Annotated in this window: 15 protein-coding genes and 2 pseudogenes; 10 read left to right on the top strand and 7 right to left on the bottom strand. The window is 72.9% G+C overall.

Annotated elements, in window-relative coordinates:
- Positions 1-18 precede the first annotated feature (18 nt).
- The 4 genes from AMK24_RS22580 to AMK24_RS22565 are packed head-to-tail and all read left to right on the top strand — an operon-like array spanning position 19 to position 3,496.
- Positions 19-984 (top strand): ABC transporter permease, encoded by a 966-nt coding sequence (locus AMK24_RS22580; RefSeq protein WP_073770661.1) that lies wholly within the window; start codon positions 19-21, stop codon positions 982-984.
- Entirely contained in the window at positions 977-1,834 is an 858-nt protein-coding gene (locus AMK24_RS22575) for an ABC transporter permease (RefSeq protein WP_073770660.1), read from the top strand. Before AMK24_RS22580 ends, AMK24_RS22575 begins: the two co-directional genes overlap by 8 nt.
- Positions 1,831-2,829 (top strand): ABC transporter ATP-binding protein, encoded by a 999-nt coding sequence (locus tag AMK24_RS22570; protein WP_073770659.1) that lies wholly within the window; start codon positions 1,831-1,833, stop codon positions 2,827-2,829. The genes AMK24_RS22575 and AMK24_RS22570 overlap by 4 nt, the downstream gene beginning before the upstream one ends.
- Positions 2,822-3,496, top strand: coding sequence for an ABC transporter ATP-binding protein (locus AMK24_RS22565; RefSeq protein ID WP_073770658.1), 675 nt, complete (start codon positions 2,822-2,824; stop codon positions 3,494-3,496). The genes AMK24_RS22570 and AMK24_RS22565 overlap by 8 nt, the downstream gene beginning before the upstream one ends.
- A 100-nt stretch (positions 3,497-3,596) precedes the next feature.
- Here AMK24_RS22565 and bla read toward each other — a convergent pair whose 3' ends face one another.
- Positions 3,597-4,532, bottom strand: a complete 936-nt coding sequence (gene bla, locus AMK24_RS22560) for a class A beta-lactamase (protein WP_073770657.1) — start codon at positions 4,530-4,532, stop codon at positions 3,597-3,599.
- A 163-nt stretch (positions 4,533-4,695) separates the two neighbouring features.
- On the opposite strand from bla, the gene AMK24_RS22555 reads away from it, so the two are divergent.
- A complete protein-coding gene (locus tag AMK24_RS22555; protein WP_242435221.1) occupies positions 4,696-5,598 on the top strand; it encodes a LysR family transcriptional regulator in 903 nt (300 codons plus the stop codon).
- On the top strand, positions 5,595-6,497 hold the full coding sequence (locus AMK24_RS22550) for a serine hydrolase (protein WP_073770655.1): 903 nt from the start codon (positions 5,595-5,597) through the stop codon (positions 6,495-6,497). Before AMK24_RS22555 ends, AMK24_RS22550 begins: the two co-directional genes overlap by 4 nt.
- A 153-nt stretch (positions 6,498-6,650) precedes the next feature.
- Here the strand turns inward: AMK24_RS22550 and AMK24_RS22545 are convergent, their stop codons facing one another.
- Genes AMK24_RS22545 through AMK24_RS22535 form a run of 3 tightly spaced genes read right to left on the bottom strand, consistent with a single transcriptional unit; the run spans position 6,651 to position 7,692 of the window.
- Positions 6,651-6,917 (bottom strand): DUF4235 domain-containing protein, encoded by a 267-nt coding sequence (locus AMK24_RS22545; RefSeq protein ID WP_073770654.1) that lies wholly within the window; start codon positions 6,915-6,917, stop codon positions 6,651-6,653.
- Positions 6,914-7,279 (bottom strand): DUF3618 domain-containing protein, encoded by a 366-nt coding sequence (locus AMK24_RS22540; protein WP_073770653.1) that lies wholly within the window; start codon positions 7,277-7,279, stop codon positions 6,914-6,916. Before AMK24_RS22540 ends, AMK24_RS22545 begins: the two co-directional genes overlap by 4 nt.
- A complete protein-coding gene (locus AMK24_RS22535; protein WP_073770652.1) occupies positions 7,276-7,692 on the bottom strand; it encodes a phage holin family protein in 417 nt (138 codons plus the stop codon). The genes AMK24_RS22540 and AMK24_RS22535 overlap by 4 nt, the downstream gene beginning before the upstream one ends.
- Before the next feature lie 308 nt (positions 7,693-8,000).
- On the opposite strand from AMK24_RS22535, the gene AMK24_RS34295 reads away from it, so the two are divergent.
- Positions 8,001-8,147, top strand: coding sequence for a hypothetical protein (locus tag AMK24_RS34295; protein ID WP_199876482.1), 147 nt, complete (start codon positions 8,001-8,003; stop codon positions 8,145-8,147).
- 330 nt (positions 8,148-8,477) lie between these two features.
- On the opposite strand, the gene AMK24_RS22530 is transcribed toward AMK24_RS34295, so the two are convergent.
- A complete protein-coding gene (locus AMK24_RS22530) occupies positions 8,478-9,239 on the bottom strand; it encodes a hypothetical protein (protein WP_073770651.1) in 762 nt (253 codons plus the stop codon).
- A 312-nt stretch (positions 9,240-9,551) separates the two neighbouring features.
- Here AMK24_RS22530 and AMK24_RS22525 point away from each other — a divergent pair, with 312 nt between their 5' ends.
- From AMK24_RS22525 to AMK24_RS33280, 3 genes and pseudogenes are all read left to right on the top strand, one after another.
- Entirely contained in the window at positions 9,552-10,436 is an 885-nt protein-coding gene (locus tag AMK24_RS22525; RefSeq protein ID WP_073770650.1) for a phosphatidylinositol-specific phospholipase C/glycerophosphodiester phosphodiesterase family protein, read from the top strand.
- A gap of 666 nt (positions 10,437-11,102) precedes the next feature.
- Positions 11,103-12,677 carry a Mur ligase family protein gene (locus AMK24_RS22515; RefSeq protein WP_079190592.1) on the top strand — a complete coding sequence of 525 codons (1,575 nt, stop codon included), beginning with the start codon at positions 11,103-11,105 and terminating at the stop codon, positions 12,675-12,677.
- Between the two features lie 72 nt (positions 12,678-12,749).
- Positions 12,750-12,886, top strand: a pseudogene (locus AMK24_RS33280) (IS5/IS1182 family transposase); the annotation flags it as partial.
- Positions 12,887-13,069: 183 nt separating this feature from the next.
- Here AMK24_RS33280 and AMK24_RS35460 read toward each other — a convergent pair.
- Positions 13,070-13,631 (bottom strand): annotated as a pseudogene (locus AMK24_RS35460) (hypothetical protein).
- A 330-nt stretch (positions 13,632-13,961) separates the two neighbouring features.
- Positions 13,962-14,420 carry a peptidoglycan-binding domain-containing protein gene (locus AMK24_RS22510; protein ID WP_073770648.1) on the bottom strand — a complete coding sequence of 153 codons (459 nt, stop codon included), beginning with the start codon at positions 14,418-14,420 and terminating at the stop codon, positions 13,962-13,964.
- Positions 14,421-14,448: the final 28 nt, after the last annotated feature.

Here is a 14,448-nt window from a genome sequence, read left to right as displayed (position 1 = left end):
CGCCTCCCCTGGGGGCCGATGGCGCGGATGGCGGGACGGCGGGCCCTGTTCGCCGTCCCCGTCCTCGGCGCCGTCACCTTCGGCGTCTTCGCCGTCGCCGCCGCCTCCCCCTTCGACCCCGTCAAGGCCTATGCCGGCACCGCCGGCCTCACCGCCTCCCAGGAGAACCTCGACCAGCTCCGCGCCAACCTCGGCGTCGACCAGCCGCTCGTCGCCCGCTGGTGGGACTGGCTGACCTCCGCCCTCCAGGGCGACTTCGGGGACTCCAGCGTGATGCGCCAACCGGTCGCGGACGTCATCGCGGAGCGCATGGGCTGGTCCGTCCTGCTCGCCGCCACCGCCTTCCTCGTCGCGATCCTGCTCGGCACCGGCCTCGGCGTCCTCGCCGCCCGCAGGCCCGGCGGCTGGCTCGACCGGTGCGTCAGCTCCCTGGCGTACACCCTGGAAGCCGCCCCCGCCTTCTGGCTCGGCCTGCTCGCCATCTGGTTCTTCGCCCTGAAGCTCGACGTCCTCCCGGCGGGCGGGCTGACCGATGCCGCCAGCGAGGTCGTCACCTTCGGCCAGGTCGCCTCCCACCTGGTGCTGCCCGCCGCCGTCCTCGGCGTCTCGCAGCTGCCGTGGTTCTTCCTGTACGTACGCCAAGGGGTCGCCGACGCCCTCGCCGAGGACCCCGTGCGCGGCGCCCGCGCCCGGGGGCTGAGCGAGCGCACCGTGCTCCTGGGCCACGCCCTGCGCTCCGGGATGCTGCCGATGCTCACCCTGATCGGCTCCCGCGTCCCCGAACTCATCACCGGAGCCCTGCTCGTGGAGACCGTCTTCAGCTGGCCCGGCATCGCCGCCGCCACCGTCGAGGCCGCCACCTCCGTGGACTTCTCCCTGCTGGCCGCGCTCACAGTCCTCGCCACCGCCGCCGTCCTGCTCGGCAACCTGCTCTCCGACCTCCTCTACGGACTCGCCGACCCCCGGGTGGCCTTCGATGGCTGACACCGCGATCGCCCTGCCGGGCCGCGCCGCGCGCCGCGTCCGGATCGTCACCTCGGCCGTGCTCGTCGTCGCCGTCGCGCTCGCCGTCCTCGTCGTCCCGCCGCTGGCCCAGCTCGACCAGCAGGCCGTCGACCTCGCGAACAAACTCCTCCCGCCGTCCCCCGCCCACCCCTTCGGCACCGACGACGTCGGCCGCGACCTCCTGCTGCGCTGCGTCTACGGGCTGCGGGTCTCCCTGCTCGTCGGCCTGGTCGCGGCCTTCACCGCCACCGTCGTCGGCACCGCGATCGGGGCGCTCGCCGGGGCGTTCGGCGGCTGGACCGACCGGGTGGTGATGCGCGTCGTCGACGCCCTCTCCTCCATTCCGCACCTGCTGCTCGGCATCTTCATCGTCGCGATGTTCCGGCCCGGCGTCTGGCCGGTGATCATCTCGGTCGCCCTGACGCACTGGATCTCCACCGCCCGCATCGTCCGCTCCGAGGTGCTCTCGCTGCGCTCGCGCCCCTTCATCGACGCCGCCGTCTCCGGCGGCGCCTCCCGCACCCGCGTCGTCGTGCGCCACCTGCTGCCCGGCGTCCTCCCTCAAGCCGGTCTGGCCGCCGTGCTGATGGTCCCGCACGCGATGTGGCACGAGTCGGCGCTCTCCTTCCTCGGACTCGGGCTCCCCGCCCACCAGGCCAGCCTCGGCAACCTCGTCCAGTCCGCACGCGGTTCGCTGCTCGCCGGGGACTGGTGGCCGACCCTCTTCCCCGGCCTCTTCCTGATCATCCCGACCCTCGCGCTCGCCGGACTCGCCGGAGCCTGGCGCGACCGGATCAACCCGCGCCGGAAATCGGAGCTGATGCTGTGACCGCCGACCGAGCGCCCGCCGCGGCCCCCGTCCTGGACGTCCGGGACCTCTCCGTACGTTTCCGCATGCGCGGCGGCCGCGACATCGCCGCCGTCACCGGCGCCCGCTTCTCCGTCGCCCGGGGCGAGTGCCTCGCCCTGGTCGGCGAGAGCGGCTGCGGCAAGTCCGTCCTCGCCTCCGCCCTGCTCGGCCTGCTGCCCGCCAACGCGGCCACCACCGGCAGCGCCGTCCTCGGCGGGGACACCGACCTGCTCACCGCCGACGAGCGCACCCTCGCCCGCACCGTAAGGGGGCGGCGCATCGGCCTCGTACCGCAGAGCCCCGCCGCCCACCTCACCCCCGTGCGCACCGTCCGCGCCCAACTGGAGGAGAGCCTGCGCGAGCTGACCGGAGTGCGGGGGAACGCGCTGCCGAAGGCCGCCGTCGAGGCCGCCGCCCGCGCCTCGTTCCCCGAGGGCCATCTCGACCGCTACCCGCACGAGCTCTCCGGCGGCCTCGCCCAGCGCGCCGCGACCGCCCTCGCCCTGATCGGCGACGCGCCGCTGCTGCTCGCCGACGAACCGACCACCGGACTCGACCGGGACCTGGTCGAGCGCACCGTGGACGAACTACGCCGCCACACCGACGAGGGCCGGGCGCTGCTGATCATCACCCACGACCTGGCCGCCGCCGAACGCGTCGCCGACCGGGTCGCCGTGATGTACGCGGGGCGGATCGTCGAGATCGCGGAGGCCGAGGACTTCTTCGGCGCGTCCGGCCCCCGCCACCCGTACGCCCGGGGCCTGCTGGCGGCCCTGCCCGAACGGGACTTCACCCCGATCCCCGGCATGCCGCCGGAGCTGGGCGCACTGCCCGAGGGCTGCGCCTTCGCCGACCGCTGCGCCTACGCGGACGCCCGCTGCACGGCCGAACGCCCGGCCTTCGACGCGGACCTGGCCTGCCACCACGCGCCGGCCGGCCGGACACACCCGCTCAAGGAGGCCGCCGGTGCTTGAGCTGACCCGGATCACCGCCGGATACGACCGCCGCGACCCGGTCGTCCGCGAGGTGTCCCTGCACATCGCGGCGGGCGAGGCGGTGGGACTCCTGGGCCCCAGCGGCTGCGGGAAATCCACCCTCGCCAAGGTCGCCGCCCTGCTGCACCGCCCGGACGCCGGAACCATGACCCTCGAGGGCGCGGCGGTACGCGGCTGGCGCCACCGCGCGCCGCGCGAGCAGCGCACGGCCGTGGGCGTCGTCTTCCAGCAGCCCCGGCTCTCCGCCGACCCGCGCCTGAGCCTGCGCGAACTCATCGCCCAGCCGCTGCGCGCCACCGGCCGCCGCCGGGAGGTCCCCGACCGGGTGGCGGAGCTGGCCCGGCTGGTCGGCCTCTCCGACGAGCTGCTGGAGCGCCGCCCGCACGCGGTGAGCGACGGCCAGTTGCAACGGGCCTGCCTGGCGCGGGCGCTGGTCCTGCGGCCCCGGCTGCTGATCTGCGACGAGGTGACCGCGATGCTCGACGCGTCCACGACGGCCGCGCTGGTCGCGGTCGTCGAGCGCTACCGCGCGGAGTCCGGGGCCGCGCTGCTGGCCGTGGGCCACGACCGGGTGCTGCTGGAGCGCTGGTGCGACCGTACGGTCCGGTGGGGCGAGCATCCGGCGGGGGACACGGGGACCGGGTGACGGTTTCCGGCCGGCGCGTCCTTCCGCGTGCGGAGCGCCCCGCCTCCCCGGTACGCCGCCCCGGCCGGCGGCGCGTTCCGCCGACCGGCGCCGCCGGCTCTCAGGAGGAGAGGGAGTCGACGACCGCGGAGGCCGCTTCGGCGATCAGTTCGTCCGCCGGCTCCGCGTCCTTCGTGGAGCGGTGCGACAGGATGGCGATCACGATGGGGGCGGAGTCCGGGGGCCACACCACGGCGATGTCGTTGCGGGCCCCGTAGTAGCTGCCGGTCCCGGTCTTGTCGCCGACGACCCAGTTGTCGGGCACGCCCGCCCTGATCACCGCGTCCCCGGTGGTGTTGGTCCGCAGCCAGGCCGTCAACTGCTTCCGCTCGGGCGCGGGCAGGGCGTCGCCCAGGACGAGTGAGCGCAGGTCCCCGGCCAGGGCGCGGGGGGTGGACGTGTCCCTCTCCTCGCCGGGGGTCCAGCGGCTCAACTCCGGCTCCTCCCGGTCCATCCGGGTGACGTCGTCGCCCAGCTTCTCCAGCGCGGCGTCCAGCCCCGCGGGCCCGCCGACGTGGTCGAAGAGGAGGTTGGCCGCGGTGTTGTCGCTGTAGCGCACGGAGGCGTCGCACAACTCCTTGAGCGTCATGCCGGTGTCCACGTGCTTCTCGGTCACCGGGGAGTGGGCGACCAGGTCCTCCCGGGTGTAGGCCACCCGCTCGTCCATGCCCTCCAGGGAGTAGGTGCTGAGGACGACACCGGCCTGGAGCGCCTTGAAGGTCGAGTTGTAGGCGAACCGCTCCCGGTCGTTGTGGGTCACCTCGCGCCCGGTGCCGGTGTCGACCGCGTACACCCCCAGCCGTGCGCCGAACTCGCGCTCCAGCTTCCTGAACGCGGCGGCGGGCGGCTTCGCGGCCGAGGACGCCGTCGTACCCGCGACGGGTTCGGCGGACGGGGGCGGCGAAGCCGCTTCGTTCTGTCCGCAGGCCGCCAGCGGTACGAGGAACAGTCCGGCGAGCGCTCCGGCGACGCCGGTCCTGAAACGGGAGTGGTGCATGGGCCAAACCTCCTGGCGCCCCGGGCCGGAGCGCGTCGGGGACGGGACGGCTCCCGTCCCGGGTGCGTGGTCGTGCGTGCCGAAGCCACCTTCGTCCCCTCCGGTCATGCGGTCCAATACCGTCATGGACGTTTCCATGCCGAAACCGCATAGGCTTCGGGGTGTGGATCTGGTCGGAGCGTGTCGGGCGTTCGTCAGCGTCAGTGAGTACGGAGGCTTCACCGACGGGGCCGCGGCCGGGGGAATGTCCCAGTCGGTGGCGAGCCGCCGGGTCGCGGCCCTGGAGGAGCGCTTCGGCGAGCAGTTGTTCGAGCGCACGTCACGGCGAGCGGTGCTCACCCCCTTCGGGCGCGACATGCTCACCGCCGCCCGGCAGCTCGTCCAGGCCGCCGACGTCCTGCTGGACGAGGCCGAAGCCGTCAAGCGCAAACCCTGGCGGCTGGCCGTCCCCGCCGTCTGCCCGGTGTCAGCCCTGGCCCGCCTGGTCGCCGAGGCGCGGGGGCACGACGTCAGGCTCGACCTGAGGACCGCCGGGCCCGCCCGGCGCAGGGAACTCCTCCACGCGCACCAGGTGCGGGCCGCGCTGCTCGCCGTACCGGAGGACGAGGCGTCCTGGGCCGTGCCGCTGGGACTGGCCGGGGCGCGGGCCGGCGGAGTACGGCGGATCCACATCGAGACGCTGCGGCTCGGCCGGGCCTCCCGGGGGCCGGCCCGCCGGGTCTGGATCCAGCCGGAGGACGACGTGCCGCACATCCGCGACCCGCTGATCCGGCTGCGGGACGCGGTGGGGCTGCGGCCCGCGCAGGTGGCCGCCGCACCCGACGCGACGACCGCCGCCGCCGAAGTCCTCTGCTCCGACGACCTGTTGCTGTGTTCCCGGGCGCAGGCGGACGAACTCGCCCTGGCCTGGCATCCCATCGGGGAGTTGAGGCTGCGCCGGGGTTACGCTCTCACGGTCGCGGCGGACGGCAACCCCCTGCCCATGGAGGCGCGGCTGGGCGGGGCCATCGCCCGCTGCCTGGGCGCGGAGGGACCGGCCCGCACGGGGGGAGGGGAGGCGGCGTGAACACCGAGGCCCTGCTGAGAGGCGTGCGGGGGCGGCTGCACGACGCCGGCCTGCGCGCCTGCCTGCTGGTGCGGGACCTGGGCACGGGGGAGGAGCTGGGCATCGAGCCGGACACGGAACTGCCATCGGCGTCCCTGGTCAAGGTCCCCCTCGCGCTCGCCACGCTCGAACGCGTCCGGCGCGGCGAGTTGGACGGCGCGACGCCGGTGGAGGTGGCGCCCGGCCGCGTGACCACGCCGGGCCCGACCGGTCTCAGCCGCTTCCGGCACCCCGCCCGGATCGCGATCGACGACCTGCTCTACCTCAGTACCTGTCTGAGCGACGGGACGGCCGCCGACGCGCTCTTCACCCTCACTCCGCCCGACCGGGTCGCCGCCGTCCTGCGGGAGGCCGGCCTGCGCGGCATCACGGTCCGGCACCGGACCGAGGAGCTGTTCGACACGCCCGCCGAGCGTTTCGACCCCGACCAGACGCACCTCGCCCACGCCCTGGCCATCGACGCGGGCACCAGCGGGCGCGGCCACCGGGTGGCGCAGCTCGACACGACCCGCGCCAACACCGGCAGCGCGCGCTCCTTCGTGGACCTCCTCCAGACCCTGTGGACCCCGTCGAAGATCCACCCGGAGGTGGCCGAGCGGATGCGCGACCTCATGGCGCACAACGTGCTGCGCCACCGGCTGGCCCCGGACTTCAGCTCCGACGCGAGCAGCTGGTCCTCCAAGACGGGCACCCTGCTGAACCTGCGCCACGAGATCGGCGTCGTCGAGCACGCCGACGGGCAGACCTTCGCCATCGCCGTACTCACCGAGTCGTCGGTCCCGGCGGGAGCGCAGCCGGGCGTCGACGCGGTGATGGCCGAAGCCGCCCGAAGCCTGCGCGACCACCTCCGCCAGTTCTGACGGCGAGGGCGACACTTCCACCCGGCTCATGTCCCCGAGCGGGAACCTTCCCCCGGGCCGGGGCTGGAGCGGGCGTCCCGGGCCGCAGGCCCGGCGCCGCCCTCGCGGACGACGCCCGCCGGGGCGGGCCCGGGGGCGTCGTTCGCAGGCGGGTCACCCCGGCCAGGCGCCGGTGACGCGCCGGGTCGCCTTGGCGCCCGAGCGCTCGACCGTGGCCTTGACCACGGAGAAGATCGCGCCCTGCACGGCGGCGGCGAGGAGGATCTGCCGCCACGAGCGGTCCTCGTCGAGGGCGTCGGGCGCGTCGCCCTCGCCTTCGATGAGCTTCCACGTCTGCTGGAACACGGCGCTCGCGATCACGCCGCTGAGCGCGCCGAGGGCGAACCCCACCGGCTTGTAGGCGATCTTGGAGGTCTTCATCGGTTGCGCCCCCGGCTGCGGCGTACCAGCAGGAAGGCGATCAGCAGGGCGCCGCCGGCGAGGAGGGGGACGCGGTTGGCCCGGGCGGCCTCCGCTCCCTGTCCGGCCTTCTCCACCAGCGGGTCCGGGGCCTTCTCCCTCACCAGTCGCACGGCCTGCCCGGACTTCTCCCGGAGCTGGGCGGAGGCCGACGCGGCCTGCTCCTTCATTGTCGCGACCCTCTCCTTCACCTGTGCCTTGACGTCGGCCTTGCCCGCCAGCGCCTCGACGGTCTGCCCGAGTTCGTCGCGCGTCCGCTCGACCTGCTCGCGCAGTTCCTCCGGGGTGGGCGTCCCCAACTCGTTCTGTGATGCGTCGTTCATCGGTGAGCCTTCTCCTTGACCTCGGCCAGATCGGCCTTGACGCTGTCGATGGTCTGTACCGGGGCGGGGGTTCCGGCCCGGTCGATCTGCTTCTTCCCCGCCATGGCGGCCACCCCGGCCACGGCCGCCAGTACCGCCGTGACGATGAGAGCCGCCGCCCACACGGGCAGGACCAGCGCGAGTGCGGCGATGCACGTGGCCACCAGCGCCTGGGCCGTCAGGATGCCGACGAGCCCCGCGGCGCCGAACAGTCCGCCGCCCTTCCCGAAACGCCTGCCCTTCTGCGTCATCTCGGCGCGCGCCAGCCGCATCTCCTCGCGCACCAGCTCCGAGATCTGCTGCGAGGCACGCGAGACGAGCACCCCCACCGGCTCATCGCCGGTGTCCGGGGCCTGCCGTCCTGCTGTGCTCATGATGAGGTCACCTCTTCTCGGTCGGGATGGTCGCGGAGAAGCGGGCCGCCGCGGCGGAGCCTCCGCATCCGGTTGTGTGGGCCGTCGTCGCCCGGCTACCCACCGATCGCGCCCGCACCCGTCCCGGGACGAGGCAACGCGGAAACCGCCCGCTGCCGCGCTCCGCGGGCTTCCGGAGCGAGCCCGGCCCGGACCCGCTGTCCGGCCCCCGGCGCGGGCCCGGGCCGGTGCGCCGTCACCGCGCAGGTGCGGACGCCCCGGAGCGGGGTAGACGAGGAGGTGAAGGGTGTTTCCCCCGAGGAGGAACGATGTCCGGACTGATCGCCCGCATCACGCGGTTCACCCGCAGCCCCCAGGGGCGGCGGACCATCGAGTCGGCCCGGCGTGCCGCGGCCGACCCGCGCAAACGCGCCCAGGCCCGCAGCCTGTTCGGCCGGCTCCGCGGGCGCCGGTGACACCGGCGCTCCGACGCGCGAGACCCGCCCCGGGCGTGCTGACCCGAGAAGCCGGCCACGGCGAACGGCAGCCCGTGCACGGCGGCGGCAGGACGGGGAGATCGCCCGAGGAGGCGTCGGAGGGGCCGACGTGATGGGGCCCGCCCCACGGCTCCCACCGCCGGGCCCCGGCGCACAAGCCGCGGAAGGGCGGACTCCCTTTCCAGGAGTCCGCCCTTCCGGAAGGCGAAACGCCTCACCTGTGACGCGTGTGTCCCGACCGTGGCCTCCCACCGGCGCCCGACGAGGAGGCGCGCGCCGGCTTCCGCGCCCTCGCCGACCCGGCGGGCGTCACTTCACCACGACGTCGTCCCCCGGCGAGGTGGACGGCCCGGTGGTGGTGTTGCCGTAGTACGCCCAGCGCCAGGTGCCCGTCCTGGACGCCTTCACGGTGGTCTTGAGGGCGCCCGAGCCGTTCGCGTACACCTTCTTCACCGTGGTGTACGAGGTGGCGCCGGCGGGCTTGAACTGCAGGCTCACGTGACGGCCGCCGTAGGAGGCGTACTTCCTGGTCTCCCAGTCGGCCCGCGTGACCTTTCCGGTCACGGTGACGGTCCTGCCCCTGGTCACCGGCTCGGGCGAGGCGTTGACGGTCAGGCGGGAGTTGCGCTGGACGTAGACCGTCTGTCCCTTGTCGTCGACGTCACCGCCACCGCCCTTGAAGTACACCTCGGCCGCCACCTTCCAGGCGCCGGCCTCGCTGTTGCGCATGTCGTACACGCTGGGCTCGAAGGACATGCGTTCGTTGATGTCGCAGACGCCCGGGCCCGCTTCGATGCACTCCTCCGTCTCGATGGCGTGCCACAGCCGGTCCCCGCCACTGCGGTACAGGAACACCGCGGGCCATTTCCCCTGGCGCTCGGTCGTCATCCGGAAGGAGGCGGGCACGACGACCTCCTTCGTCGTCCCGATGACGATCGGCTTGCCGCCGTTCACCTGGACCCGGCTGAACGACGCCCCGCCCTCGACCGCCCCGGCCGGTGCCGCGGCCACCGCTGTGAAGACCGCCGCCGCGCCCCCGGCCACGGCGGCTCTCCAAACCTGCTTTCCCACCTGATCCCCGATCTCCGTCTGTCAGGCGCCGGAGGGACGGACCCCTCCGGCGCTTAACAGACGCCCGGCACCCGTTCGGGGTTGTACACGCCCGCATCACGATGGGGCGTCGGGCGATCCCCGCCCGCCGAGGGGCCGGAGGCCGGGGGTGGTGCGGCGGGGGAGGGGTGCTGGAGCCGCCCCGGCCGGGCCGGACGCCTGCGAGGTGGCCGGAGCGTGAAGCGTCATCGAACAACCTGGCAGGCACCTGACAATGAAGGGGGCGGCGGCCCCATACTCGTGGCGGCCCCGTCCGCCGCTCAGGGAGTCCCCATGGCCCACCCCACCCGCCGCCGAGCACTCACGGTCGCCCTCGCCACCGCCGCCGCGGGCATCGCCGGCTCCACCGCCACCGCCACCGCCGCGGCCGCCGCCCCGGGCCGCCCGCACGGTCCGCGCCCGTTACGCCACGCCCACGCGCACAACGACTACCTCCACCCGCGCCCCCTGCACGACGCGCTCGCCCACGGATTCACCAGCGTCGAGGCGGACGTCTTCCTCGTCGACGGCGAACTCCTCGTCGCCCACGAGCCCGCCACCCTCGACCCGGCCCGCACCCTCGCCTCGCTCTACCTCGACCCGCTCGCCGCCCTCGTCCGCGCGGGCCGCGGGAGCGTCCACCCGCACCACCGGGCCCCGCTGCAACTCCTCGTCGACATCAAGGCCGACGGTGTGGCCGCCTACCGGGAACTGGACCGGCAGCTGCGCCACCACCGCCACTTCACCCGCTACCACCACGGCCGGGTCCGCACCGGGGCGGTCACCGTAGTCGTCTCGGGCGACCGCGCGGCCCGCACGCCGATGGAGGCCCAGCCCACCCGCCTCGCCTTCTACGACGGCCGCCTCGACGACCTCGGCGCCCCGGCCCCCGCCTCCTTCGCGCCGCTCGTCAGCGCCAACTGGACCCAGAGCTTCGGCTGGCGCGGCGCGGGCCCCTTCCCCCGGGCCGAGCGGGACCGGCTGCGCACGCTCACCGCAGCCGCCCACCGCGAAGGCCGCCGCATCCGCTTCTGGGCCACGCCCGACCTCCCGGGGCCCGAACGCGAAGCCGTCTGGGCCGAGCTGCTGGCCGCCGGGGTCGACCACCTCAACACCGACGACCTCGCCGGGCTGGAAGCGTTCCTGCGCGCCCGCCGGAGCGCTGCCGCGGCCCGCTAGGGCGTGTTTCGAAAGTCCCGCCTGCTCGGCGACGCCCGGCACGCACGCTCGCGGCGTTGTCGGGGCCGCCCCGATACATCCGGTATCGGGGCGGCCCTCCGCCTTGTGATCGCACGCACCGGACGCCGCCGAGCCCGCCCTCCGGGCGGACGGCGCTACTTCCGAAACACGCCCTAGGCCCTGTCGGACAAGTCCTGGGCCGGCGCGTCCTCTCGCACGAGGTTGGCGAGCGGGACACCGAGCACATCCGCGAAGACGAGCAGGTGGTCGAACAGCAGGGAAGTGGCGCCCTGCTCCAGCCGGGAACCACCCCCTGCGGGTGTGGGGAGGAAGCCGCCCGCTCGCCCGGTATCAGGCCAATCAATAAGGGAGCTACCCCTGCGGGCGCAACCGTGTGTCCGGTGACTGGTTTGTGCCATCGAATGTTCCGTGACCGCGCCCATGTTCAAGGGTGCGGTTGTACGAGTACGGAGAGGACCGTACGCCAGGACTACAGGCACCTGTCGAGGCCTCACCGTGAAGTTTCATTTCTCGGCCGATGGGTTACCTCTTCGATGCCGGTGCCACCGGGCCCGCCCGGGCGCGGGCCGGGGAGCACGGTAGGTCGATGATGCGCACCCGCCCGTAGCCGCGCGCGTCCCCGCGCTCCCGATCGTGGAGGTGGACATGGCCAGTGCCCTGCAGCGGGAGGACCGCCCCGTTGTGAAATTCGTGTGCCTCGACGATCTCCTGGACATCCTGCGCGATGTGGCCCCCGAGGCCCGGCTGATCGCCCGTCCCGGTGACGGCCGGGTACAGGTGCGGGGGGTCACGCTGGACAGCGGCGACGTCGCACGCGGCGACCTGTTCGCCGGCCTGCCCGGAAAGCGTCGGCACGGCGCCGACTATGCCGACCGGGCCGCCGAAGCCGGTGCCGTAGCCCTGCTTAGCGACCGCCCTGACCCCAGCCTTCCTTCTCTGGTCGTCGACCACCCCCGCCGGGTACTCGGTACGCTCAGCGCCCGGCTGTACGGTGACCCCTCCCGCGCCCTGTCCGTATACGGGGTTACGGGAACGAACGGGAAAACGAGCACCGCGCATCTGCTCGCCGCGGGGCTGCAGGCTGCCGGCCACCGCGTCGGGCTGGCCAGCAGTCTGGAGACCCGCGTACCAGGCGAGGTCGGCCGACCCGCCGAACGCACCACGGCCGAGGCGCCGGCCCTCCAGCAGCTGCTTGCCCGCACACGCCAAGCGGGCGGCACTGACATGGTGCTGGAGGTCTCCAGTCATGCCTTGGAGCTTGCGCGCGTGGACGGCACCCGCTTCCGTGTCGCCCTCTTCACCAACCTCAGCCCGGATCACCTGGACCTGCACGGCGACCTCGAGCGGTATTACGCGGCCAAGGCATCCTTGTTCACACCGGACCGGTGCGAACACGCCGTGGTCAACATCGGCGACCCTCACGGGCGCCGCCTGGCCAACGAGACGCTCTGCCCCCTCACCACCTTCACCCTGGGCCCGGAGGCGGCCGACTGGAGCGCCCGCACCATCGGTGCCGACGCGGTCGGCACCCGGTTTCACCTACGAGGGCCAAAAATCGACCGGGAAGTGCGGCTGCGGCTGCTCGGCGCCCATCAGGCCGACAACGCGGTGGCCGCAGCCGTGGCCCTGGCCGTCGGCGGCGTGGACCTCGACGCAGCTCTGCGCGGCATGGAGGCCCTGACGTCGGTCCCCGGACGGCTGGAGCGCATCGATGCCGGACAGCCCTTCCTGGCCTTCGTGGACTTCGCCCACAACACCGGGGGCCAACGCCGACTCCTGCCTTTTCTCCGCTCGCTCACCGACGGCCGCGTCATCGTGGTTCTCGGTGCTACGGGCGAGCGCGACCCGGGTAAACGTGCCGCGCTCGGTGACACCGCCGCGCATAGTGCCGACGTGGTGATCGTCACCGACGAAAGCCCCCACAGCGAGAACCCCGCAACGCTGCGCAACGCCATCGCAGCCGGTGCCCGGAGACATGCTCGGACAACGGTCCACGTCGAACCCGACCGGCGACGCGCGCTCCTTCTGGCGGTATCCGCCGCCCGTCCCGGCGACGTGGTCGTGGTCGCCGGACGCGGTGCCGACCAGTTGCAAATCTCCGCCAGCGGCTCGCGCCCCTTCGATGACCGGGTCGCCCTTTACCACGCTCTTCGCCTGCGGATCGCGAAGTCCAGTTCGGACGACCCTGAAGAAGGGGCCCCAGGCATGGAGCTGGGATAGTGGCCCTTCACGCTGACTCTCCGCGCTCCCGGTGCCGGGTACGCCGTGATACTCCCTGGCCAGATCTATGATTCCAGCAATCACCAAGCCGTCATCGACGCCGACACCTGCCCCATTGTCGTCGTCGGTCGGCCACTGCCCGGCAATACAACGACTGCCGGGCCTGGCAGGACTCCGACGCCAAGGCCGCCATCGGCACCACTCCCACGCGGGGCGGTGCGCGCTGTGCGCCGCTGCTCGCTTCGACGGCGGTCCTGTTCGGCGACGACGCCGACCCGCGATGGGCCGCGACTGGGACCGCCTGACTCCGAGAAAAGACGAACAAGGGCGCGGCACCCCAGTCTTTGTGGACCCCGGAGAAGACGCCTGACACTGAGCCTTTTCCATCTTGATCAGGTAGCGAGTTGGGGGGCGACGACGACACGGATGGCGGCGGTGATCCGGGTGGTGCGGCCTGCGGAGCTTCCGCAGGAGATGCCAGGACTTGAGGGTGGTCATGACACGTTCGCCGAGGTTGCAGATCTTGGCGTGAGCGCGATGGTGACGGCGGTGCCAGCCGCGTAGGTGTTTGACGGATCGGCACACGGCTCGATCGACGGCATAGTGCCGTCGAGGATCACGCAAGCCTTCTTGCGGATCGTCTCATGGCCTGACTTGATCCAGCGGGGGCACGAAGGCGGACAGGAGGTCGCCGGCCTCACGTAGGTAGCCGTAAGCCGTGGCGATCCCGATGCAAAAGCCCGCGGCGAAAGGGGCGTAAGTATTACCGCAGCGCAGGTGGGCCAAGACAAGCATGGCCTGCCGACCGCCGGTCAGGCGTCGCCAGCGCGAACCGATCCGACGGTGGGGAACTGCGAGAAGGCCGGAGAGATGCTGCAGAGTACGGCTGGACAGATCGAGGCGTTGGGATTTCCTCTGCTCGAACGAAGTTGAGAGCTCGAGGGGGGTAGACAAGCACGCGAAAGCTTCTGGCGGACTGGTGATCTTGGTCGTGAACCCGTCTGTCAGGAGCTTTGTTCATGCCCGCCGCCGGGGCTGCCCGTCTCACCGCTCGTCAGGGTTGGAAGAGGTTCACTGCCACCTACTCCCGGCAGAGGATGGCTTCCTGCGTTGTCTGCCACGATCCGCTGCCAGTGGGCCGCAGCCGGCTCCAGCGTCGAACTTGTTCACATCGCTGCCAACAGAAAGCCCACCGCCAGCGAGGTTCTGAAGCGCACACGCCAGACAGCCCAAGGGCGAGGACTCCGCACGAAGCCCCCGCCCTCAGGTGTTGTTCCTGGGTGTTCAGCACCAGCCGCTGCAGGCGTTGGCGAAACGCTTGAAAGCCGCCTGGGTGCCCGACCCGGCGACCCCGTCGATCGCCCCGGTGTAGCCCCAGCTCGCCTTGAGCAGGCGCTGCAGCGCCTGGATCGTGCCCGACCCGACGATCCCGTCGATCGCCCCGGTGTAACCCCAGTGCGCCTTGAGGTTCCGCTGGAACGCTTTCCAACTGTTGGTGCCCAGCTGGCCGTCGATAGTTCCGGTATAGCCCCAGTTCGCCCGGAGCCAGCACTGTGCGTACTTGGCCTGTGTGGTGCTCAGCCCGAGGTTGACCACCGCGAGCGGGATGACAGCCTCGGAAGTGACAGCCGGTACCGTGGTCGACGCGGGTGCCGCGAGGGCGGCGCTTGCCCCAGCCAGGCTTCCGGCGGTGATCCCGACAGCGGTAACAGCGCTGACGAGCGTCCTTGTCAGAGCTCGCATTCGTCCCCCCTAGGGTCGTGGTAGACCC

The sequence above is a fragment of the Streptomyces sp. CB02366 genome (assembly GCF_001905905.1).
Lineage (GTDB): Bacteria > Actinomycetota > Actinomycetes > Streptomycetales > Streptomycetaceae > Streptomyces.
The sequence above is the reverse complement of the archived record's forward strand: the minus strand, read 5'-3'. Positions and strand labels throughout refer to the sequence as shown.